This window comes from Janthinobacterium sp. PSPC1-1 (assembly GCF_049897625.1).
Taxonomy (GTDB): domain Bacteria; phylum Pseudomonadota; class Gammaproteobacteria; order Burkholderiales; family Burkholderiaceae_D; genus Janthinobacterium; species Janthinobacterium tructae.
Window position 1 is genome coordinate 449,155 of sequence record NZ_JAFCWP010000004.1, and the last position, 21,648, is coordinate 470,802.

The following is a 21,648-nucleotide window of genomic DNA, read 5'->3' on the forward strand; positions in this document are numbered from 1 at the left end:
CATCGAAGTGGCCGTTTTTTCATGATGACTTGGTTTTTGCTTTGTCCCCGCTGCACGTGGCGCAGGCGATGGCTTTCTTGTGGCGCCAGTATTTCGAGCCGATGAAGATGGCCGACGCCACCAGCGACCAGGCCAGCGCGCTGAGGATGTCGGCGTTGCTGGTGGTGCCCTTGCTGTATTCGACCACCGTCAGGATGATGAATAAAATCGAACTGGCCAGCAAATAACGGGAAATCCAGAATCCTGCACCCATGTGTTTCTCCTCTTGTCGTCTGGTTGTCTGGTGAAGTCAAAGTACTGATCGCTGCAGCATGTCCGCGCAGTATGCATCATTTTTCGGCATTCTTGCCATCCCCGGGCCTTATCTCGACTAAAATGCCGGGGTTTTCACCGTCTTTCCAGCTTGCCATGACCCATTCCAGTTCCCCTCCGTTTCACATCGCCGTCATCGGCGGCGGCCCCGCCGGCCTGATGGCCGCCCAGGCGGCCGCCGACCAGGGCGCACAGGTGGAATTGTTCGACGCCATGCCGTCCGTTGGCCGAAAATTCCTGCTGGCCGGGCGCGGCGGCATGAACATCACGCACGCGGAAGGCTACCAGGCCTTCGTCTCGCGCTACGCCAGGCAAGCGCACCGGGTGAAACCGGCGCTGGACCAGTTCGGCCCGCAAAAGGTGCGCGACTGGGTGCACGGCCTGGGCGTGGAGACCTTCGTCGGTTCCTCGAACCGCGTTTTCCCGACCGATATGAAGGCCGCGCCTTTGCTGCGCGCCTGGCTGCATCGCTTGCGCGAAGCAGGCGTGCAATTTCACATGCGTCACCGCTGGACTGGCTGGCACGACGGCCAACTGGCCTTCGCCACGCCGGACGGCGAACGCCGTTTCACCTTTGACGCCGTGATCCTGGCGCTCGGTGGCGGAAGCTGGGCGCGCCTGGGATCGGACGGCGCCTGGGTGCCGCTGCTGGAAGGGCAGGGCGTCGCCGTGGCGCCTTTGGCGCCGGCCAATTGCGGCTTCGACGTGGACTGGAGCGAGCATTTCAGCAGCCGTTACGCGGGCGAGCACCTGGCCACGCTGGCCATCACGGCGCATGACCTCGATGGCTTGACGGTCAAGCGCCAGGGGCAGTGCGTCATCACGGCGGGCGGCGTGGAAGGAGGCCTGATTTATGCGCTGGCGGCCGCACTGCGCGAGCAGATCGCGCGTGACGGCAGCACCACCATCTGGCTGGACCTGGCGCCCGACCACAGTCATGCACGCGTGTTCGAGGAAGTGACGCGCCCGCGTGGCGCCCGTTCCATGTCCAGCCACCTGCAAAGCCGGCTGGGCATCAAGGGCGTGAAATCGGGCTTGCTGCGCGAATGCCTGGGCGCGGCGGACTTTGCCGACGAAGCCAAACTGGCTGCCGCCATCAAGCTGCTGCCCGTCACCTTGCAGCGTCCGCGCCCCATCGATGAAGCCATCAGCAGCGCCGGTGGCGTGGCCTTCGACGGCATCGACGGCAGCATGCTGCGCGCCATGCCGGGCGTGTTTGTCGCTGGTGAAATGCTGGACTGGGAAGCGCCCACGGGTGGCTACCTGCTGACGGCTTGCCTGGCGCAAGGCAAGGCGGCCGGCGAGCAGGCGGTCAGTTGGCTGGAAGAGAATTCTTGAAATTACTACAGCATTTGATCGTTAGCGCCATCATTAATGCCAGATAATATCGCCTGAACCACTCTTTTGCGCATCGCGCTGGCGCGGGTTGCCGTGGACGTGGATGTCGCCGCTGCCGCGCAAGGTGAGGTTGGTGGCGTCGCGCACGAAGACAGTGCTCGTGCCCGAGCCTTGCAGGCTGACGCTGGCCTTGTCGGACGCCAGGTGCTCGGCATCGATATCGCCTGAGCCGCTCAGGTCGGCACGCAGGAATTTCGTGTTGCCGCTGGCGGCGATGCGCCCGGAGCCCACCATTTCCAGCACCACGCTGTCGCTGTTGCCGGCATTGATGTCGAGGTCGCCACTGCCGTTGACGGTGGCTTGTACTTGCTTGTAGCGTCCCGTGAAGCTGACGTCGCCCGAACCCGTCAATTCCAGGATGAAACTATCGCCGGAAAATCCCGTGATCTTGCTGTCGCCATTGCCGTGCACTTCCACGCGCACCAGCGATGGCAGCACCAGTTCCACTTGCAGCGGCTGGCGATGGTGGAACAGCATGCCTTTCGGGCCGATATGCAGGGTCGTGCCGTCAGCGCTGGTCGCGACGTTCGACAGCAAGCGTTGCTCGCCGCTCACCTTCATTGATGGCGTACTGCCGCGGCGCAACACCAGATCGATGGGACCGGCCAGGTCGATGCTGTTGATGTTGGCGGAAATCGGGCGCGTTTCGCTGCGCACGGCGCGGCCGGCAGCGCTGCTGGGATTGCTGATTCCCTTGGCGCGCAGCGCCGCATACGACATGGCGATCAGGACCATTGCCAGCAAGAGCATGGACAGGCCAACTTTGAGCAAGCGTTTCATGGCAGCCTTTCTAGTGACCTTTGAGCAGGGAGACATTCATGGCGATGTAGCGCTTGATGCCGATCAAGGTATAGCGCGTGACCACCAGACTGAGCAGGAAGATGGCGATACCGCCGAGCAGCATGCCCACGCCGAAGACGGTTTGCGTGGTGCGCGCATCGCGGTCCATGTCGGTGGAGATGCGGATGCCGCCGCCGGCCAGCGCTTCGGCCCGCTCCATCATGCGCGACGAAACGCCCGGCCCCTGGGGTTCGGCCGGTTCACGCTGCAAGGGACCGGGCACGTGGTCGATTTCGATGCCCGTGTCGCCGATGGTGATGCGTGTTTCGCGCCGCTCGCCTCCTTCGCCGCCGTCATCGTCATGGATGAAGACGTGGCGCAAGGGGCCGTCGAGCACCAGTTCGTTGGCACCGGACAAGCCGCTGGCCGTGATGGCGATGCCGGCCAGGTAAAAGCTCAGGCCGACGGCATACAGGGTGGCCAGCAGGGCCGCGTAGACGGCGGCAGGCACGACCATGAACAGGTTGAAGATGGTCAGGCCCACCAGCGAGACGAGCAGGCGCAGCAGGTTGATGGGAGTTTTCTTTTGCTCGAAAGCCTGGCGATTGGTGCTGTTGCGCAAGGTGAGGGCGATTTTCTTCGGCTCGCCCAGATCGTCGGCGATCTCGTGCTCGCTGCGGCCGGCCGCAGCGCCTTCGATGAAGGTCTGTTCGTAATAATCGAGCGTCTTGGCCACCAGGTCCGGTGGCAAGCCTGCCAGCGCGCGCCGCAGAGAGTCGAGATAGTCTTGCTTGTTCATCATATTCTTCCTGTTCCTGCGCGCCGCTTAGCCCAGCGCCGGCAGCAACATGCTTGCCTGGCTCAGCAGTAATGGCGCTTGTGGCGCCTGCTGTACCTGAATGACGATCAGGGTGGCCAGCACCACACAAGCGAGCAACGCCAGGGCTTTCAAGCTGTTTTTCAAGTGCAAGGTGGTGTGCATGGTATTCCCCGTGGCATGGACGTTGTCGATGATCAGACTGTACCCAAGCGCACGCGAGCGCACCAGCGCGGTGCGACAGAATGCAATTTCGCGGGGGCGAGCGACACCAGGGGAGGATGCACCGTCAAGTCTACTTTGCCACCTTGCCCGTGGTGACGGCCTTTGCCGCCGCCACGCCGCTGCGCACGGCCGCCTCGATGGTGGCCGGATAGTCTTGCGTCCGGTCAGCATTGGCCGTGTAGTCGCCGGCCAGCAGCAAGCCCGGCACGCCGCTGGCGTTGCCGGGGCGCGCCAGGTCCGGCGTACAGGCAAAGGTGGCGCGCTTTTCCGTGATCAGCTGGGTCCAGACGGGCTGCGCCAGCTCCGGACGCTGTAGCACCTGCGCCAGCTGCGCCGCGATGGCTTGCGCCAGCGGCCCGTGGCCTTGCTCGGCGGCTGGGCCGGAAGCGCTGATGACGACGGCCAGCAAGCCCGCCTGGTTGGCGTCGAGCTGGCCCCGGTCGAAGACGAACTGGCCCCAGTGCTGCCGCTCTGGTGCATCGACGAGCGCGTACAACGGCAAGTCCAGGCGCACGCTGGCGTCGTATTGCAGGTAGCAGGTGCTGATGGCTTCCGGCGTGAACGCCTGCATGCGATTGATGACGTCGTCGAGGCGTGTGTCGTGCAAGCCTTGCAGCAGGCTGGCGGCCTGCACGGACGAGGTGGCGACGATGACGCCGTCATAGTGCTCGCCGTCATCGACGCCGTCATCAAGCTGCCAGCGGCCATCGGGCAAGGCGTGCAAGGCGGTAACCTTCGCGCCCATGCGCACTGTGCCGCCATGCTGTTCCAGATAGCGGGCAGCCGCCTCGGGCAACAGGGCACTCAGGTTCGCTTTCGGGATCAGCATGTCGGAGGCGCGCCGGCGGCTCGCCCCCAGGCTGTCGCGCAGCACGTTGAGGAAGACGCGGGCCGAGGCCCGCTCGGGCGGGGTATTCAGCGCTGCCAGGCACAGCGGGTGCCACATCAGCCGGTTCAAGCGGTCCGTCTGGTCGAAGCGCTGCAGCAATTCGGTCACCGTGCAATCGTTGTACAGTTGCCAGCCCATCGTCCGCATGGCGGTGGAAAAGCGCATCAGGGCCAGCTTGTCGGCACGCTGCAAACCTTTGGCGCGCAGCAGGGCCCAGGCCAGGTGCAGCGGTGCGGGCAGGCGCGGCGCTAGAAAATCCATGCCATCGGAGTTCGCCGGATAGCGCATCTGCAGGGGCAGGGTGAGGATCAGTTCGGCAGGGTCTTGGCCCCCGAGCTTGATCAGGCGCAAGGTTTCCGTGTAGGCGCCCAGCAAGATGTGCTGGCCGTTGTCGAGCACGGTCCTTTCCCGTTCGACGCGGCGCGCGCGGCCGCCCAGGGTGCGCGCCGCTTCGAACACGGTCACCGAGTAGCCGGCGCGCGCCAGTTCCATGGCCGCCGCGCAACCAGCCCAGCCGGCGCCGATGACGGCGTAGCGTTGCTTCACGCTACTCTCAGCCACGAACCCAGGTCTTCCAGGCCAGCCACAGTTTGCGGATCGGCGTGAGCGAGATGCGCTGTTTCAGCACGTGGTAGCCGTCGCGTTCGACTTCATTGAGCACCGTGCGGTAGATGGCGGCCATGATCAGGCCCGGGCGCTGGGCGCGGCGGTCTTCCGCCGGCAAGAGCGCGAAGGCTTCGTCGTACGCCTTTTGCGCGCGCGCCACCTGGAAACGCATGAGGTTTTCAAAGTTTTCGCTGTGGCGCGCATTCAGCAGGTCGGCCGCCGTCACATTGAACTGCTGCAATTCGCTGATCGGCAGGTAGATGCGCCCCTTGCGCGCATCTTCGCCCACGTCGCGGATGATGTTGGTCAGCTGGAAGGCATGGCCCAGTTTTTCCGCGTACAGCAGCGTTTCCGGGCGGGTCGCGCCGAAGATGCTGGCCGACAAGATGCCCACCACGCTGGCCACGTGCCAGCAATAGCGGCTCATGGCCTGGTAATCGAGGTAGCGGGTCTGGTTCAAGTCCATTTCCATGCCGTCGATGATGGCCTGCAAATGCTTTTCTTCCAGTTGATATACGGCCAGATGCGGCTCCAGCGCGCGCATCACGGGATGCGTGGGGAGGCCCTCGTACATGGCCTTGACTTCCTTGCGCCACCAGGCCAGCTTGGTGCGTGCCACGGCTTCGTCCGTGCAGTCATCGACCGTGTCATCGACTTCGCGGCAGAACGCGTACAGGGCCGTGATGGCCTTGCGGCGTTCGGCCGGCAGGAACAGGAAGCTGTAGTAGAAGCTGGAGCCGCTCTGGGCGGCCTTTTGTTGGCAGTATTCGTCGGGAGACATAGTCAAAAGAGCAAGGGTTGCAGATCGAAGCCGCTATTCTATCGTCTTACAGAGTGGGCGACGGGGGAAAAGCCGTTTTTACTTGTGTCTCTTGATGCAGGTTTTTGCGCGACATGCGCAGGGCGCGCCAGAAAATGATCAGCCAGTCGCGTTTCTCCAGCTTGGGGCGGCGCCGGAACACGTCGTAATTGACGGCTTCGATGGCTTCGAGGATGCGCAAGCCCCCTTGCACCACCAGGCGCAGTTCCCAGCCGATGCGCCCGCGCAAACGCAGGGCCAGCGGCGCGCCGGACAGCATCAGCGCGCGCGTGCGGGCCACTTCGAAGCGCATCAGGGCGCTCCATTTGCCGTGCGCCTCGGGCCGCTCGAAGGCGGCGGCAGAGACGGCAAAGCGGGTCAGGTCGTCCATCGGCAGGTAGATGCGCTCTTTTTGCTGGTCGATGGCGACGTCTTGCAGGAAATTAATTAGTTGCAAAGCTGAACATATGGCATCGGAATCGCGTACATTCTGTTCATCGGCCGCGCCGTACAGGTGCAGCATCAGCAGCCCCACGGGGTTGGCGGAACGGGCGCAGTAATCGAGCACGTCGTCGTAGCTGGCGTAGCGCGTCGTTTGCACATCCTGCTTGAAGGCGGACAATAAATCGTGGAATGGCTTCAGCGGCAGCTGGTGCTTGGCGATGACGGCGGCCAGGCGTTCGAACATGGCGGCGTTTTCGCCTGCATGGCCTTCGTGGCGCTCGATGCGGCCCAGCGCCTCTTCGTAGGCGTGCAGTGCGGCCAGGCGTTCGGCCGGCGTGGCGTCGCCCTCATCGGCCAGGTCGTCGGCGCTGCGGGCGAAGGCATAGATGGCTTCGACGGCAGGCACCAGGCGGCGCGGCAGTAAAAATGATGCAACAGGAAAATTTTCGTAATGGTCTACAGGCATGAACACGCTTCTCTAGTCTTGCGTTTGTCCGGCACCCCTCAAACGCTGGAATGTGGCCGGACGTTGTACGTCTCAAGATTAATGACGCAAAAGTCACTAAAAACTTTTACGCACGATTATAATTAATAACCAGAAAGTCATTAGGGGGAGATCACTCCCAGTCATGATCAAGCTGATATTGTCACAAATTTAAGGATGTCGCGTGCGAAAAAATTTGGCTTATCCCAATCGGCAAGCAAAAAGTTTCTCCGCATAAAAATATTACAGCCCGCATAGTAAAGGAAAATACCTTGTTTGCCCTGAAAACCCTGCGCCGCGAGACCGGCGCACCCGCACTGCCCGCCCTGCGGCTGATTGCCTCCGCCGCCCTGGCGCTGACCCTGGCGGCCTGTTCCAAGCCCGCCGTCAAAGTGGAAGACGTGCGCCCCGTGCGCGCGATGGTATTGACTAGCAGTAATGTTGACGTGAGTGCCGAGCTGGCGGGCGAGGTCGTGCCCCGCGTCGTGTCGCAGCTGGGTTTCCGCGTGGGCGGCAAGATCGTCGCGCGCAAGGTCGATGTGGGCGCCAGCGTGAAAAAAGGGCAAGTGCTGATGCAGCTCGATCCCGTCGACTTGCAGCTGTCGCAGGCGCAGGCCAAGGCCTCGCTAGTCAGCGCGGAAACGAGCCGCGACCTGGCGCGCGCGGAATTGAAGCGCTACCAGGATTTGCGCGAGAAAAATTTCGTCAGCCAGGCCGTGCTCGATGGCAAGGATGCCACTTACAAGGCGGCGCAGGCGAACGTGGAAGCGGCGCAAGCCCTGTACCGTGGCCAGGCGAATCAGTCCGGGTATGCCAGCTTGCTGGCCGACGTCGATGGCGTCGTCACGCGCATCGAGGCCGAAGTGGGGCAGGTGGTGGCGCCCGGCGCGCCCGTGGTGCAGGTGGCGAAAAGTGGCGAGAAGGAAGTCGTGATCGGCATTCCCGAAGACAAGGTCGAAACCTTGCGCGGCGTCAAGGATGTGGTGGTGCGCCTGTGGGCCGACCCGAAGCAGGCGCTGCCGGGCAAGATACGCGAAGTGTCTCCCGTGGCCGATGCCGCCACGCGCACCTACCTGGCCAAGGTCAGCATCCCGGACGCGCCGCAGGCACGCTTGGGTATGACGGCCGTGGTGCAGTTCGCCTCTCAGACGGCCACGCCGCAGATCAAGGTGCCGCTGACGGCCCTGTTCAATGAAAAGTCGCAAAGCTCCGTGTGGGTGGTGGAAAACGGCGCCGTGAAGCTGGTGCCGGTGACGGTGGGCGGCGTAGCGGGCAATGAATTGCTGCTGACCTCGGGCGTGAAAGCGGGCCAGACGGTGGTCACGGCCGGCGTCAACCTGCTCAAGCCTGGGCAGAAAGTCTCGATTCTGGGCGCCGAACTGGCCAGTAAACCCGATGTTGCCGCTGCCGCAGTCAGCGTGGGTGCGGCCAAATGAAGGGCGGCTTCAATCTGTCGCGCTGGGCCCTCGAACACATCCCGCTGACGCGCTACCTGATGGCCGTGCTGCTGATCGGCGGCATGCTCAGCTATGCCAGCCTGGGCCAGGATGAAGATCCCCCGTTTACCTTCCGCGCCATGGTGCTGCAAGCCTACTGGCCGGGCGCCACGGCACTGCAGATGGCCGAACAGGTAACGGACAAGCTGGAAAAGAAGCTGCAGGAAACGCCGTACATCAATGAAATCACCAGTTATTCGAAACCCGGCGAAACCTTGATCTTGCTGGAGCTGCGCGAATCGGCGCCGCCCAAGGAAACGGCGGCCGCCTGGTATCAGGTGCGCAAGAAGATCGGCGACATCAAGGGCACCTTGCCGGCCGGCGTCGTGGGCCCGTTCTTCAATGACGAGTTCGGCGACACGTATGGTTCCATCTTCGCCCTGTCCGGCGACGGTTTTACTTACGCGGAAATGAAGGATTACGCGGACAAGGTACGCCAGGAACTGCTGGCCGTGGGGCAGGTATCGAAGGTGGAACTGTTCGGCGTGCAGGATGAAAAGATCAATATCATCTTTTCGCACAAGAAATTTGCCCAGCTGGGCATTCCTTTTGACGCCATCGTGCAGCAATTGTCCGAGCAAAACAGCATCAACGCCACGGGCGTGCTGGTGACGCCGACGGATAATCTGCAAGTGCGCGTGACGGGTGCCATGCTTACCGTCAAGGACCTGGAAAACCTGGAGCTGCGCGCCAACGGCACCACCTTCCGCCTGGGCGACTTTGCCACCGTGAAACGCGAATTCGTCGATCCACCGAAGGACAAGATGCGTTTCAACGGCAAGGAAGTAATCGGCCTGGGCGTATCGATGGAAAAAGGCGGCAACATCATCGATATGGGCAAGGCCTTGCAGGCCACGGTGACGCGCATGAAGAGCGAATTGCCGGTCGGTATAGAGTTGCAGCGTGTGTCGAACCAGCCGGAAGCCGTGTCCGCCTCCGTGGGCGAGTTCGTGCATACCCTGATCGAAGCCATTCTGATCGTGCTGGCCGTCAGCTTTGTCGCGCTGGGCTTGCACACAAAACCGCTGCGCATCGACGTGCGGCCCGGCCTGGTGGTGGCGCTGACCATCCCCCTGGTGCTGGCCGTGACGTTCCTCTTCATGCGCCTGCTCGACATCGACTTGCACAAGATTTCCCTGGGCGCCCTGATCATCGCGCTGGGCTTGCTGGTCGATGACGCCATCATTGCCGTCGAGATGATGGTGCGCAAGATGGAAGAGGGCATGTCGCGTTTCGATGCGGCCACCTTCGCCTACACCTCGACGGCCATGCCAATGCTGACGGGCACCCTGATCACGGTGGCGGGCTTTTTGCCCATCGGCCTGGCCAAGTCGGCCGCCGGCGAATACACGTTCTCCCTGTTCTCCGTGAATGCGCTGGCCCTGATCATTTCCTGGGTAGTGGCCGTCGTCTTCACGCCCTATATCGGCTACGTCTTGCTGAAAGTGAAACCGCACGCGCATAACGACCATGAATTGTTCGATACGCCCAATTTCCGCCGCTTCCGCCGCGCCGTCACCTGGTGCGTGGAATGGCGCAAGACAACCATTGCCGCCACCCTGGCCATCTTTGCGCTGGGTATTTACGGCTTTAACTTTATCGAAAAGCAATTCTTTCCTGATTCCAGCCGCCCGGAACTGATGGTGGAGCTGTGGTCGCCCGAAGGCACGACCTTTGCCGCGAATGAAAAGCAGGTGAAGAAATTCGAGGCTTTTGTGGGCAAGCTCGACGGTGTGGACAGCGTCACCAGCTATGTGGGCACAGGCAGCCCCCGTTTCTACCTGCCGCTGGACCAGATCTTCCCGCAGACCAACGTGTCGCAAGTGGTGATCCTGCCGAAGAGCCTGGCGGACCGCGAGCGCCTGCGCCAGAAGATCATCGATGTCTTCAAGAAGGATTTCCCGGAAGTGCGGGGCAGGGTAAAACTGTTGCCGAACGGGCCGCCGGTGCCGTATCCCGTGCAATTCCGTGTCACGGGGCCGGAAGTGGCGGGCGTGCGCGCCATCGCCGACCAGGTCAAGGACATCATGCGCGCCAATCCGAACACCCTGGGCGTCAATGACAACTGGAATGAATCGGTGAAAGTGCTGCGCCTGGACCTGGACCAGGACAAGATGCGCGCGCTGGGCGTCACCTCGAAAACCGTGATGCAGGCGGCCAATACGATACTCTCGGGCACCGTCATCGGCCAGTTCCGCGAAGACAACAAGCTGATCGATATCCAGGTGCGCCAGCCGCTGGAGGAGCGGGCGACGATTTCCGTGCTGAATGACACGAATATCCCGACGGCAACAGGCAAGTCCGTGCCCATCTCGCAGCTGGCCCGCGTGCATTTCGTGTGGGAGCCGGGCGTGGTCTGGCGCGACAAGCGCGAATGGGCCATTACCGTGCAGTCGGACGTGGTCGACGGCATCCAGGGCGCGACAGTCTCGACGCAACTGGCGCCGCAGCTCGACGCCTTGCGGGCCAAGATGCCGGACGGCTACCGCATCACTGTGAAAGGCGTGGCGGCCGACAGCGGCGAGGCGGAAGCGTCGATTGCGACCAATCTGCCGCTGGCCATCTTCATCATCTTCACCTTGCTGATGCTGCAGCTGCACAGTTTCTCGCGTTCCCTGCTGGTGTTCCTGACGGGGCCGCTTGGTGTGGCGGGCGCCGCGTTTGCCTTGCTGGCACTGGGCCGGCCACTTGGTTTTGTGGCCAACCTGGGCATCATCGCGCTGTTCGGCATGATCATCCGCAACTCGGTGATCCTCGTCGACCAGATCGAGCAAGACATCAACGATGGCTCGGCTCCCTGGGATGCCATCATCGACTCGGCCGTGCGCCGCTGCCGCCCCATCGTGCTGACGGCCGCCGCCGCCGCGCTGGCCATGATTCCCTTGTCGCGCTCCGTCTTCTGGGGTCCGATGGCGGTCGCCATCATGGGCGGATTGATCCTGGCGACGGCTTTAACTTTACTGTTCCTGCCGGCTCTGTATGCGGCCTGGTTCCGGGTCAAGAAGCCGGTGGCGCTGGGCAAGGAAGGGACGTGAGAATCAGCGCTAGCAAGCTGATATAAAAAAGGCGGCATTCCTCTGGAAAATCCAGTAGAATGCCGCCTTTGCTTTACCGAGGGCTTGCTCTATGAGTCCACGGTAGCCAGATCGTTCCCGAGTTGTTAAAATCAGGGGAGCAAGCTGTGGCAAATAGCACAAAGTAGTACAAAATGCGGATGTGGTGGAATTGGTAGACACGCTGGTCTTAGAAGCCAGTGCTTCGGCTTGGGAGTTCGAGTCTCCCCATCCGCACCAATCCGGGTTGTTCCAGCCCGGAGGTGCAGCACCATCAAGTTGTTCTTCAGCCTCGTTGCAGGCATCTTTCTTGTTTTTCCTGTTGCTATTGCTGTATTTTCGTCATTCGTGATGCCTTTGTTCGCGCTATTTTTCGCCAGAGATCGGACGGCAGGGCAGGGGGCAGGCAGAGATTTTGCTGAAAAATGGCCAAATTGAGGTAAATCAAAGGTTTTTTGACTGAAATCTTCGTCAAGAGCGCATTTCTTTGTTTCGGACGGAGCGACAGTTCGCATATACTAATGAACGAAGCAGGCTGGAAAGCCTGTCTCTGGCGAAATAAGAAAAGCCGGGGCAAGAGTAAAGACAGGGCAACCCAGGCTGTGGCGATTCATTCGCCGCCGCTGGCATCCTCTGTGGCCGGGCTGCAAAGCCAGCCACTTTCCCGAAGTCCTTTGTTATAATGCCACGCTTTACCGAATGATGGCCGGCCTTGCATTTACTTGGAAGCAAGGCTGGACGCTCGGAGCCCTGTCGCAGTACTGGAAGCAGCGGATTGTTTGGTGCCTGGTGCGGGTTTTTCCCTCAGCCGGGTAGACCAGGTCCATCGTCCTGTTTTCAGTACTTTTACAGATGAATATGCGAGCGAGTGAAGCTGGACCCATGTCTTGCCGCCAGTGATGGCGCAAGGGGTCGGGTCTTCTTTTCTCGCACCAACAGTGTTTATTTTTTGGACGATTTTTTACATGGCAACTGCAGTCGAAACCTTGGGCAAACTCGAACGTCGTATCACGATCTCCTTCCCGCTGACGGACGTCCGCACGGAAGTTGAGAAGCGCCTGAAAGTGCAAGCCCGTACGGCTAAGGCACCGGGCTTCCGTCCGGGCAAAGTGCCGTTGAAAATGGTCGCAGCACAATACGGCTACCAAATTGAATCCGAAGTGCTGAATGACAAAGTCGGCCGCGCGTTCAACGACGCCGCCAACGAAAACAATCTGCGCGTGGCCGGTTTCCCGAACATCGTGCCGAAAGAAGAAGCAGCCGAAGGCCAGCTGGCTTTCGACGCAACGTTCGAAGTGTATCCGGAAGTCGCCATCGGCGACCTGACGGCTGTTGAAATCGAAACCGTGCAAGCCGAGGTGTCGGAAGCCGAAATCGACAAGACCATCGATATCCTGCGCAAGCAGCGCGTGCACTTCCACACCAAGGGTGAAGCTGGCGAACACGGCGACGGCGGTGAGCCGATCGCTGCCAACGGCGACCGCGTGACCGTCGACTTCGTCGGCTCGATCGACGGCGTTGAATTCCCCGGCGGCAAAGCTGAAGGCTACGCTTTCGTGCTGGGCGAAGGCCGCATGCTGCCAGAATTCGAAGCAGCGACCCTGGGCCTGAAAGTGGGCGAGTCCAAGACTTTCCCATTGTCGTTCCCTGAGGACTACCATGGCAAGGACGTGGCCGGCAAAACCGCCTCGTTCACCATCACCCTGCAAAAGCTGGAATGGGCGCACCTGCCGGAAGTCGATGCCGAATTCGCAAAGTCCCTGGGCGTTGCCGATGGCGACCTGGCCAAAATGCGCGAAGACATCAAAGTCAACTTGCAGCGTGAAGTCGCTGGCCGCGTGAAAGCACGCAACAAGGAAGCCGTCATGGACGCGCTGATCAAAGTTGCCGAGCTGGACGTGCCAAAAACGCTGATCGCTCAAGATTCCGAGCGCCTGGCCGAAATGACCCGTCAAGACATGGCGCAGCGCGGCATGAACGTCAAGGACGTGCCTTTCCCAGCAGAACTGTTCGCAGAAAAAGCCGAGCGTCGCGTACGCCTGGGTCTGATCCTGTCGCAACTGGTGGGCGACAACAACCTGCAGGCGACGCCTGAGCAAGTCAAGGCGCAAATCGAAGATTTCGCCCAAAGCTACGAAGATCCACGCGAAGTGCTGAAGTACTACTACAGCGACCGTCGTCGTCTGGGTGAGATCGAAGCCCTTGTATTGGAAGAAAACGTCGTCACTTACGTGTTGGGCCTGTCGAAAGTCACGACGAAAGCAGTTGCTTTCGACGAACTGATGGGAAGCAACGCACAAGCGTAAACCAGTTGGTATCCGGCACCGCTCCCGGCCGCAAGGCCGAGGCGGCGCCCTCTAACTGCTTCACAAGGAAATGAAATGACAGGTATGAACCGTAATCCGGCGCTGGACACAGAGATGCTCGGCCTGGTGCCGATGGTGGTGGAACAAAGCGGTCGCGGCGAGCGCTCGTATGATATTTACTCGCGCCTGCTGAAGGAACGCTTGATTTTCATGGTCGGCCCGGTCAATGACCAGATGGCCAACCTGGTTGTCGCCCAGCTGCTGTTCCTGGAAAGCGAAAATCCGGAAAAGGAAATCTCGCTCTACATCAACTCGCCAGGTGGTTCGGTCTCGGCCGGCATGGCCATCTACGACACCATGCAGTTCATCAAGCCGGACGTCTCGACCCTGTGCACGGGCATGGCTGCTTCGATGGGCGCTTTCCTGCTGGCCGCTGGTGCCAAGGGCAAGCGTTTCTCGCTGCCGAACTCGCGCATCATGATTCACCAGCCGTCCGGTGGTTCGCAAGGCATGGCGTCCGACATCGAGATCCAGGCAAGGGAAATCCTTTACCTGCGTACCCGCTTGAACGGCATCATGGCCGAGCGCACGGGCCAGTCGATCGAACAGATCGCCAAGGACACCGACCGCGACCGTTTCATGTCCGCCGACGAGGCCGTTGAGTATGGTTTGATCGACAAAGTGTTGACCAGCCGCGCTTGATGAGCCCCTACCGGTATTGCTAAGTACGTAAGTTAACGCCCGGGCGATCAAACGTTCGGGCGTTTCGCTTTTATTTCGGGTAGCATGGAGCTTGTGCAGGTTGTTGACTTGCGCCATGGGTGGCTGCCTTTGCGGGCAACTACCGCACTCCGGCTTGCGATTTTGCAATATTGTTAATGCAGTTCCAACCAAAATGCCTTATGTCAGACAAAAAATCCTCTAGCGGCGAAAAATTACTGTATTGCTCGTTCTGCGGCAAAAGCCAGCACGAGGTGAAGAAACTCATCGCCGGCCCGTCCGTGTTCATTTGCGACGAGTGCATCGACCTGTGCAACGACATCATCCGTGATGAAACGTCGAGCATCGAGACGGTGACCGGTACCAAATCCGACCTGCCGACGCCGCAAGAAATTGCCGCCTTGCTCGATCAGTACGTGATCGGCCAGCAGACTGCCAAGCGCATCCTGTCGGTGGCGGTGTACAACCATTACAAGCGCCTCAAGCACCTGGGCAAGAAAGACGACATCGAACTGGCCAAGAGCAACATCTTGCTGGTCGGTCCTACCGGCTCGGGCAAGACCCTGCTGGCACAGACCCTGGCGCGCATGCTCAACGTGCCGTTCGTGATCGCCGATGCCACCACCCTGACCGAAGCCGGTTACGTGGGTGAAGACGTGGAAAACATCATCCAGAAGCTGCTGCAAAGCTGCAACTATGACGTCGAGAAAGCCCAGCGCGGCATCGTCTACATCGATGAAATCGACAAGATTTCGCGCAAGTCCGACAATCCGTCCATCACGCGCGACGTGTCGGGCGAGGGCGTGCAGCAAGCCTTGTTGAAACTCATCGAAGGCACGATGGCTTCCGTGCCGCCACAAGGCGGCCGCAAGCATCCGAACCAGGATTTCGTGCAGATCGACACGACCAACATCATGTTCATCTGCGGCGGCGCCTTTGACGGCCTGTCGAAAGTGATCGCCAACCGTTCCGAAAAGAGCGGCATCGGCTTCTCGGCCACGGTGCGCAGCAAGTCGCAAAGCTCGGCCAGCGAACTGATGCTGCAAGCGGAGCCGGAAGATCTGGTCAAGTTCGGCCTGATCCCGGAACTGGTGGGCCGTCTGCCCGTCATCGCCACCCTGGCGGAATTGACGGAAGAGGCGCTGATCCAGATCCTGGTCGAGCCAAAGAATGCGCTGATCAAGCAGTATTCGAAACTGCTCGAGATGGAAGGCGCGGAACTGGAGATTCGTCCGGCCGCCCTGCATGCGATCGCCAAGAAGGCGCTGGCGCGCAAGACCGGTGCCCGTGGCCTGCGTTCCATCCTGGAACATGCTTTGCTGGACGTCATGTACGAACTGCCGAGCGAACAAAATGTGGTGAAGGTCGTCATCGACGAAAATACCATCACCAGTGGCGCCAAACCTTTGTTGATTTATCAAGAGACTGCCAAGGCCTCCGGAGAAAATTGATTACTGCCGAGACAAATGCATAAAAAGGGTTTTGATTCCTTAATGCATGGCAGTACAATTTAAATCAATGAGTGCAGGCTTCAATCGTAAAGCCACTCGCGGCGCTTAGCTGCGTGTGGCTTTTTTACTGTGAAAACTGCATTTATTACAGTCATGCGGGTGTGTTTTGCGAAATAGACTCTATGTTTGTTTCACAGAATTATTTATTCTCGCCGGTCTTGTGTTTTGGCAGCGAGCGCCAACATCGTAAACACGCTTTCTATAAGGTACGCCATGACAACTTCCAAATTAACTGAGCAAACTCAACTGCCGTTATTGCCGTTGCGGGATGTCGTCGTTTTCCCGCATATGGTGATACCGCTGTTCGTTGGCCGTCCAAAGTCGATCAAGGCGCTGGAAGCTGCGATGGAGCAGGGCAAGAGCATCATGCTTGCCGCTCAAAAAGCAGCCGCGAAGGACGAGCCGTCCCCTTCGGATATCTATGAAATTGGCTGTGTCGCCAATATTCTGCAAATGCTGAAGCTGCCCGATGGCACCGTCAAGGTGCTGGTCGAAGGCGCGCAGCGTGCCCGTATCAACCACATCAGCGATTCGCCGACGCACTTCATCGCCGACCTGACGCCGCTCGAGTCCGAGCCGGGCGACGAGTCGGAAGTCGAAGCCATGCGTCGCGCGATCGTGCAGCAGTTCGATCAGTACGTCAAACTGAACAAAAAGATTCCACCGGAAATCCTGGCATCCCTGTCGGGCATCGACGACGCCGGCCGCCTGGCCGACACGGTGGCTGCGCATCTGCCCCTGAAGCTTGAGCAAAAACAAGTCATCCTGGAAATTTTCAGCGTGGCCAAGCGCCTCGAACACCTGCTGGGCCAGCTCGAAGGCGAGCTCGACATCCTGCAGGTGGAAAAGCGCATCCGTGGTCGCGTCAAGCGCCAGATGGAAAAATCGCAGCGCGAGTACTACCTGAACGAGCAAGTCAAGGCGATCCAGAAAGAGCTGGGCGAGGGCGAAGATGGTGCCGACCTCGACGAGCTGGAGAAAAAAGTCGCTTCGGCCAAGATGCCGAAGGAAGCGCTCGACAAGGCTACCAACGAGTTGAAAAAGCTCAAGCTGATGTCGCCGATGTCGGCCGAAGCCACCGTCGTGCGCAACTACATCGACACCCTGGTCAACTTGCCTTGGAAAAAGAAATCCAAGGTCAATAACGACCTGGCGAATGCGGAAAAAGTGCTCGAAGGCGACCACTACGGCCTCGACAAGGTCAAGGAACGCATCCTGGAATACCTCGCGGTGCAACAGCGCGTCGACAAGCTCAAAGCGCCTATCCTGTGCTTCGTCGGTCCTCCGGGCGTCGGCAAGACCTCGCTGGGTCAGTCCATCGCCCGTGCCACGAACCGCAAGTTCGTGCGTATGGCCCTGGGCGGCGTCCGTGACGAAGCCGAGATTCGCGGCCACCGCCGCACCTACATCGGCTCGATGCCGGGCAAGATCTTGCAATCGCTGTCGAAAGTCGGCGTGCGCAATCCTCTGTTCCTGCTCGATGAAGTCGACAAGATGGGCGCCGATTTCCGTGGCGATCCTTCGTCGGCCCTGCTGGAAGTGCTCGATCCGGAACAGAACCACACGTTCTCCGACCATTACATCGAAGTCGATTTCGACTTGTCGGACGTGATGTTCGTGGCCACGTCGAACTCGTACAACATTCCGCCAGCCTTGCTCGACCGCATGGAAGTGATCCGTCTGTCCGGTTACACGGAAGATGAAAAGACCAGCATCGCGCAGCGTTATCTGCTGCCGAAGCAGATCAAGAACAATGGCTTGAAGGAAGAGGAAATCTCGGTGGCCGAGTCGGCCCTGCGCGACATCATCCGCTACTACACGCGGGAAGCCGGTGTGCGTTCGCTCGAGCGTGAAGTGTCGAAGATCTGCCGCAAGGTGGTGAAGATGCTGCTGCTGAAAAAGTCTGACAAGAAAGTCATCGTCAACTCGAAGAACCTGGATAAATTCCTCGGTGTGCGCCGCTATGATTTCGGCGTCGCAGAGAAAGAAAACCAGGTGGGCCAGGTGGTCGGTCTGGCATGGACGGAAGTGGGCGGCGATCTGCTGACCATCGAAGCCGTGTCGATGCCGGGCAAGGGCGGCATCATCCGCACGGGTACCCTGGGCGACGTCATGAAAGAGTCGATTGAGGCCGCCCGCACGGTGGTGCGCAGCCGGGCGCAGCGCCTGGGCATCAAGGCGGACGTGTTCGAGAAGAGCGACATCCACATCCACGTGCCGGAAGGTGCGACACCGAAGGACGGTCCTTCGGCTGGCGCGGCCATGACGGTGGCGATGGTGTCGGTCTACACGGGCATCCCCGTGCGCGCCGACGTGGCGATGACGGGCGAGATCACCTTGCGTGGCGAAGTGTTGCCGATCGGTGGCCTGAAAGAAAAGCTGCTGGCGGCCCATCGCGGCGGCATCAAGACGGTCCTGATTCCAGAGCAGAATGTGAAAGACCTGGCCGAAATTCCGGACAACGTCAAGAACAAGCTGGAGATCGTGCCCGTGCGCTGGATCGATAAAGTGCTGGAAATCGCCCTCGAACGCATGCCGGAACCATTGGTGGAAGTCGCTGCAGTGGAGGCTGTCACGGCTGCCGCAGCCAAGCCTGACACGGCTGGCGAGGTGGTAAAACACTAACGTTTTACCCCTGTTTTTCCCAAACAAGCGCTTTTAGAGCGCTTGTTTTATATTGAAACGTGAATTGCGCCCCCAAAGCGCTTGACACATATACAGTGTGGCTTGTTTAATACGCCTGCACATTTTTTTCGCCGGACAGCTGTGGTGCCAAAAGTGCCGCAACGATACGGTAATCGTTTTATACCTTTGTAATTGGGGATGCTAGTGAACAAGACTGAATTGATCGACCACATTGCTGAAAAAGCTGACATTTCCAAAGCCGCCGCTGCGCGCGCACTCGACGCTGTTATCGGCGGCGTGACGGAAACTTTGAAAAACAACGACAGCGTGACGCTGGTTGGTTTTGGCACTTTCTCGGTCAGCGAACGCGCTGAGCGTACCGGCCGCAATCCGCGTACGAAAGAAGCGATCACGATCGAAGCAGCAAAAGTTCCAAAATTTAAAGCTGGTAAAGCTTTGAAGGATGCTGTAAACTAACGGACTTCGGTGAGGTGACAATCACCGGAAACATTTGGCGGCGCCCTCGGGTGCTGCGATTTCAGGGTTGAAGTTCTACGAATCGCAACCCTGGATGCAAATGCAAGCAGTACTGTGTATTTTTCGGAGTGGTAGTTCAGTTGGTTAGAATGCCGGCCTGTCACGTCGGAGGTCGCGGGTTCGAGTCCCGTCCGCTCCGCCAAAAAAATACGCTCTTAAGGAGTGGTAGTTCAGTTGGTTAGAATACCGGCCTGTCACGTCGGGGGTCGCGGGTTCGAGTCCCGTCCGCTCCGCCAGAATATAGAAACCCGCGCTGCTGAATAAGTAGCGCGGGTTTTTCTTTTATGCGTCCGATTATCTTGGCGCTCCTGCATTTTCAATTCTCCGTCTGCCGTTTTTAAATGGCCGACGCGGGTATTTAAATCCGCTTTAAGCTTTGTCGTGCTTAATGGCCAGGCTATGCCCTGGCTGGCACCTTGTCCGCCAGGCGGCGCCGGGGCAGGGCGCGCGCCCTGATTTACTCTTGCTATAGCGCTATGGGCATTGTAGAATCAGGAGATAATGGCTTGGGCGTCAGAATCCTGCTTTAGTTCCAGCGCCAAGTTGTTGAATCTAAAGGGGAAGTGGACATCTGTCCCGTCCATTCCGCCGAAGAAATCAAGGCGAACGCATGTTCGCCTTTTTTTATAGTGATCCACTCATCCCGAATTGGCTGACCATGTTTGAATTTATTCGTACCCATCGACGCTTGATGCAGTTTCTCTTGATGCTGGTCATCGTCCCGTCTTTTGCACTGGTCGGTATCAGCGGCTACCAAAGCTTCGGCGACGGCGCGAACACCATCGCCAAGGTCGGCGACCAGGTCGTTACGCAGCAGCAATATGAAGAAGCGCAACGCCAGCAGATCGACCGCTACCGCCAGATGATGGGCGAGCAGTTCGACCAGAAAATGTTCGACACGCCGGAAGCGCGCCAGAGCATCCTCGACAACCTGATCGCCGAGCGCGCCGTGGCTGCCGAAGTGGGCCGTAGCCACCTCGTCATCAGCGATGCCGTACTGCAAAAGGAAGTGCTGGAAATCCCAGGCCTGACCTTGCCGGACGGTAAATTCGACCTGGAACGCTACAAGGCCATGCTGGCTGCGCAAGGCATGACGCCGCAGATGTACGATGCGCGCCGCCGCAGCGACATGGCGCTGCAGCAACTGGCCGGCGCCGTGCAAGGCACCGCCTTCGCGCCGAGCACTGTCTCCAAGCGCCTGTCCGACATCACCTCGGAAGAGCGTGAAGTGCAGGAACTGCTGCTGCCGATCGCCCAGTACGTGTCGGAAGTCAAAGTGACGGACGCCATGATCAAGGCTTTCTATGACAAGAACAGCAAGTTCTTCGAAATCCCGGAACAAGCCAAGATCGAATACGTCGTGCTGGACGACAGTGCTGCCGGCGAGCAAGTCGACGTCACCGAGGCCGACGTCACCGGCTACTACGCGAAGAACCAGAAAGCCTATACGACGCCAGAAGCGCGCCAGGCCAGCCACATCCTGGTAGCCGTCAAGAAAGACGCCTCGGCCGCCGACAAGGCAGCCGCCAAGACCAAGGCTGAGGCCATCCTGGCTGACGTGCGCAAAACGCCTGCCAGCTTTGCCGCTGTGGCGAAAGCCAAGTCGGAAGACCCGGCCTCCGCCGAACAGGGCGGCGACCTGGGCGTGATTGGCAAGGATGGCTTGCCAGCACCACTGCTGAGCGCGGTAAGCAAGCTCAAGCAAGGCGAAATCAGCGATGTCGTCGCTTCCGATTTCGGCTACCACATCCTGACCATCACCTCGCTCAAGCCACAGCACGTCAAGGCACTCGATGAAGTACGCGGCGAAATTACGGCCGACCTGCGCAAGCAATTTGCTGCCAAGAAATACTCGGAAATGGCAGAAACGTTCACCAACACGGTCTACGAGCAATCGGACAGCCTGAAACCGGTGGCCGACAAGCTGAAACTGAAAGTGGAAAGCGTCGCCAACCTGTCGCGCACGCCGTCGCCAGCACTGGGCAAGGCGCCGTTCAACAACGCCAAGTTCCTGACCGCCATCTTCTCGAACGATTCGCTGAAAGACAAGCGCAACACGGAAGCCGTGACCGTTGCGCCGAACGTGCTGATCGCCGGCCGCGTGGTGGAATTCAAGCCAGCAAGCAAGCGTCCGCTGGCCGAAGTCGAAGCGATGATCCGTCAGCGCGTGACGATGGAAGAAGCGGAAAAGCTGGCCAAGAAAGCCGGCGAAGCCAAGCTGGCCGCCTTGAAGGCTTCGGGTGATGCGACCGGTTTCGGCGCCGCACAATGGGTGTCGCGCAGCAAGCTCGACGGCATCAACCGCGCCGCCATCGCGCAAGTCATGAAAGCCGACACGAGCAAGCTGCCAGCGTATGTGGGCGTGGACCTGCCAGCCCTGGGCTACGGCATCTACCGCATCGGCAAGGTGCAGCAGCCGGCACAAGTGGACGCGGCACGCCGCCAGCAAGAGAAAGACCAGATCAGCGGCATCCTGGCACAACAGGAAATGTTCGATTACGTCGAGTACCTGAAAGCCAAGGCCAAGGTGAAGATCGTCAAGCCGGTCACCGCTCCAGCGGCCGCAGCGCCAGCACCGTAAGATTTAGTTTCCACGCATAAAAATAGCCGCTCTCGAGCGGCTATTTTTTTGTCTTGAAAATGTGC

16 protein-coding genes and 3 tRNA genes are annotated in these 21,648 nt (G+C 59.8%); 12 read left to right on the plus strand and 7 right to left on the minus strand.

The features are described 5' to 3' along the window. Positions 1-19: 19 nt before the first annotated feature. The gene (locus ACP7EG_RS15775) at positions 20-253 is read right to left on the minus strand and encodes a hypothetical protein (protein ID WP_071077488.1); all 234 of its coding nucleotides are present in this window, start codon (positions 251-253) and stop codon (positions 20-22) included. A 155-nt stretch (positions 254-408) separates the two neighbouring features. Here ACP7EG_RS15775 and ACP7EG_RS15780 point away from each other — a divergent pair, with 155 nt between their 5' ends. After that, complete coding sequence (locus tag ACP7EG_RS15780; protein WP_426088350.1) at positions 409-1,650, plus strand: TIGR03862 family flavoprotein; 1,242 nt, start codon at positions 409-411, stop codon at positions 1,648-1,650. A gap of 33 nt (positions 1,651-1,683) precedes the next feature. Here the strand turns inward: ACP7EG_RS15780 and ACP7EG_RS15785 are convergent, their stop codons facing one another. The 6 genes from ACP7EG_RS15785 to hpnC form a co-directional block, all read right to left on the minus strand. Continuing rightward, complete coding sequence (locus ACP7EG_RS15785; RefSeq protein WP_426088351.1) at positions 1,684-2,490, minus strand: head GIN domain-containing protein; 807 nt, start codon at positions 2,488-2,490, stop codon at positions 1,684-1,686. A gap of 10 nt (positions 2,491-2,500) precedes the next feature. After that, a complete protein-coding gene (locus ACP7EG_RS15790) occupies positions 2,501-3,292 on the minus strand; it encodes a DUF1700 domain-containing protein (RefSeq protein WP_426088352.1) in 792 nt (263 codons plus the stop codon). A 24-nt stretch (positions 3,293-3,316) separates the two neighbouring features. Further along, positions 3,317-3,472, minus strand: a complete 156-nt coding sequence (locus tag ACP7EG_RS15795; protein ID WP_426088353.1) for a hypothetical protein — start codon at positions 3,470-3,472, stop codon at positions 3,317-3,319. A 130-nt stretch (positions 3,473-3,602) separates the two neighbouring features. Continuing rightward, positions 3,603-4,967, minus strand: a complete 1,365-nt coding sequence (gene hpnE, locus ACP7EG_RS15800) for a hydroxysqualene dehydroxylase HpnE (protein ID WP_426088354.1) — start codon at positions 4,965-4,967, stop codon at positions 3,603-3,605. Positions 4,968-4,974: 7 nt separating this feature from the next. Next, positions 4,975-5,808 (minus strand): presqualene diphosphate synthase HpnD, encoded by an 834-nt coding sequence (hpnD, locus tag ACP7EG_RS15805; RefSeq protein ID WP_426088508.1) that lies wholly within the window; start codon positions 5,806-5,808, stop codon positions 4,975-4,977. A 46-nt stretch (positions 5,809-5,854) separates the two neighbouring features. After that, a complete protein-coding gene (gene hpnC / locus ACP7EG_RS15810; protein WP_426088355.1) occupies positions 5,855-6,736 on the minus strand; it encodes a squalene synthase HpnC in 882 nt (293 codons plus the stop codon). Between the two features lie 290 nt (positions 6,737-7,026). Here hpnC and ACP7EG_RS15815 point away from each other — a divergent pair, with 290 nt between their 5' ends. The 11 genes from ACP7EG_RS15815 (at position 7,027) to ACP7EG_RS15865 (ending at position 21,583) form a co-directional block, all read left to right on the plus strand. Then, the gene (locus tag ACP7EG_RS15815) at positions 7,027-8,190 is read left to right on the plus strand and encodes an efflux RND transporter periplasmic adaptor subunit (RefSeq protein ID WP_426088356.1); all 1,164 of its coding nucleotides are present in this window, start codon (positions 7,027-7,029) and stop codon (positions 8,188-8,190) included. Continuing rightward, positions 8,187-11,285: an efflux RND transporter permease subunit gene (locus tag ACP7EG_RS15820; protein WP_426088357.1), complete on the plus strand. Its 3,099-nt coding sequence runs from the start codon at positions 8,187-8,189 to the stop codon at positions 11,283-11,285. Before ACP7EG_RS15815 ends, ACP7EG_RS15820 begins: the two co-directional genes overlap by 4 nt. Before the next feature lie 175 nt (positions 11,286-11,460). Further along, a tRNA-Leu gene (locus ACP7EG_RS15825) sits at positions 11,461-11,543 on the plus strand. Positions 11,544-12,268: 725 nt separating this feature from the next. Further along, complete coding sequence (tig, locus tag ACP7EG_RS15830) at positions 12,269-13,609, plus strand: trigger factor (RefSeq protein ID WP_099764600.1); 1,341 nt, start codon at positions 12,269-12,271, stop codon at positions 13,607-13,609. A gap of 84 nt (positions 13,610-13,693) precedes the next feature. Next, on the plus strand, positions 13,694-14,311 hold the full coding sequence (gene clpP, locus ACP7EG_RS15835) for an ATP-dependent Clp endopeptidase proteolytic subunit ClpP (RefSeq protein ID WP_373629889.1): 618 nt from the start codon (positions 13,694-13,696) through the stop codon (positions 14,309-14,311). 200 nt (positions 14,312-14,511) lie between these two features. Further along, on the plus strand, positions 14,512-15,780 hold the full coding sequence (clpX, locus tag ACP7EG_RS15840; RefSeq protein WP_010398446.1) for an ATP-dependent Clp protease ATP-binding subunit ClpX: 1,269 nt from the start codon (positions 14,512-14,514) through the stop codon (positions 15,778-15,780). Positions 15,781-16,053: 273 nt separating this feature from the next. Then, a complete protein-coding gene (lon, locus tag ACP7EG_RS15845; RefSeq protein WP_289947905.1) occupies positions 16,054-18,465 on the plus strand; it encodes an endopeptidase La in 2,412 nt (803 codons plus the stop codon). Positions 18,466-18,669: 204 nt separating this feature from the next. Then, the gene (locus ACP7EG_RS15850; protein WP_010398442.1) at positions 18,670-18,942 is read left to right on the plus strand and encodes an HU family DNA-binding protein; all 273 of its coding nucleotides are present in this window, start codon (positions 18,670-18,672) and stop codon (positions 18,940-18,942) included. Between the two features lie 125 nt (positions 18,943-19,067). Next, positions 19,068-19,144, plus strand: a tRNA-Asp gene (locus ACP7EG_RS15855). A 17-nt stretch (positions 19,145-19,161) separates the two neighbouring features. After that, a tRNA-Asp gene (locus ACP7EG_RS15860) sits at positions 19,162-19,238 on the plus strand. A gap of 422 nt (positions 19,239-19,660) precedes the next feature. Further along, the gene (locus ACP7EG_RS15865; protein ID WP_426088358.1) at positions 19,661-21,583 is read left to right on the plus strand and encodes a SurA N-terminal domain-containing protein; all 1,923 of its coding nucleotides are present in this window, start codon (positions 19,661-19,663) and stop codon (positions 21,581-21,583) included. The last annotated feature ends 65 nt before the right edge of the window (positions 21,584-21,648 follow it).

Coding starts and splice junctions, on each gene's coding strand:
- ACP7EG_RS15820 (WP_426088357.1), top strand. CDS start 8,187: ATGAAGGGCGGCTTCAATCTGTCGCGCTGGGCCCTCGAACACATCCCG.
- ACP7EG_RS15790 (WP_426088352.1), bottom strand. CDS start 3,292: ATGATGAACAAGCAAGACTATCTCGACTCTCTGCGGCGCGCGCTGGCA.
- ACP7EG_RS15785 (WP_426088351.1), bottom strand. CDS start 2,490: ATGAAACGCTTGCTCAAAGTTGGCCTGTCCATGCTCTTGCTGGCAATG.
- clpP (WP_373629889.1), top strand. CDS start 13,694: ATGAACCGTAATCCGGCGCTGGACACAGAGATGCTCGGCCTGGTGCCG.
- ACP7EG_RS15775 (WP_071077488.1), bottom strand. CDS start 253: ATGGGTGCAGGATTCTGGATTTCCCGTTATTTGCTGGCCAGTTCGATT.
- ACP7EG_RS15795 (WP_426088353.1), bottom strand. CDS start 3,472: ATGCACACCACCTTGCACTTGAAAAACAGCTTGAAAGCCCTGGCGTTG.
- ACP7EG_RS15865 (WP_426088358.1), top strand. CDS start 19,661: ATGTTTGAATTTATTCGTACCCATCGACGCTTGATGCAGTTTCTCTTG.
- lon (WP_289947905.1), top strand. CDS start 16,054: ATGACAACTTCCAAATTAACTGAGCAAACTCAACTGCCGTTATTGCCG.
- clpX (WP_010398446.1), top strand. CDS start 14,512: ATGTCAGACAAAAAATCCTCTAGCGGCGAAAAATTACTGTATTGCTCG.
- ACP7EG_RS15780 (WP_426088350.1), top strand. CDS start 409: ATGACCCATTCCAGTTCCCCTCCGTTTCACATCGCCGTCATCGGCGGC.
- hpnD (WP_426088508.1), bottom strand. CDS start 5,808: ATGTCTCCCGACGAATACTGCCAACAAAAGGCCGCCCAGAGCGGCTCC.
- tig (WP_099764600.1), top strand. CDS start 12,269: ATGGCAACTGCAGTCGAAACCTTGGGCAAACTCGAACGTCGTATCACG.
- hpnC (WP_426088355.1), bottom strand. CDS start 6,736: ATGCCTGTAGACCATTACGAAAATTTTCCTGTTGCATCATTTTTACTG.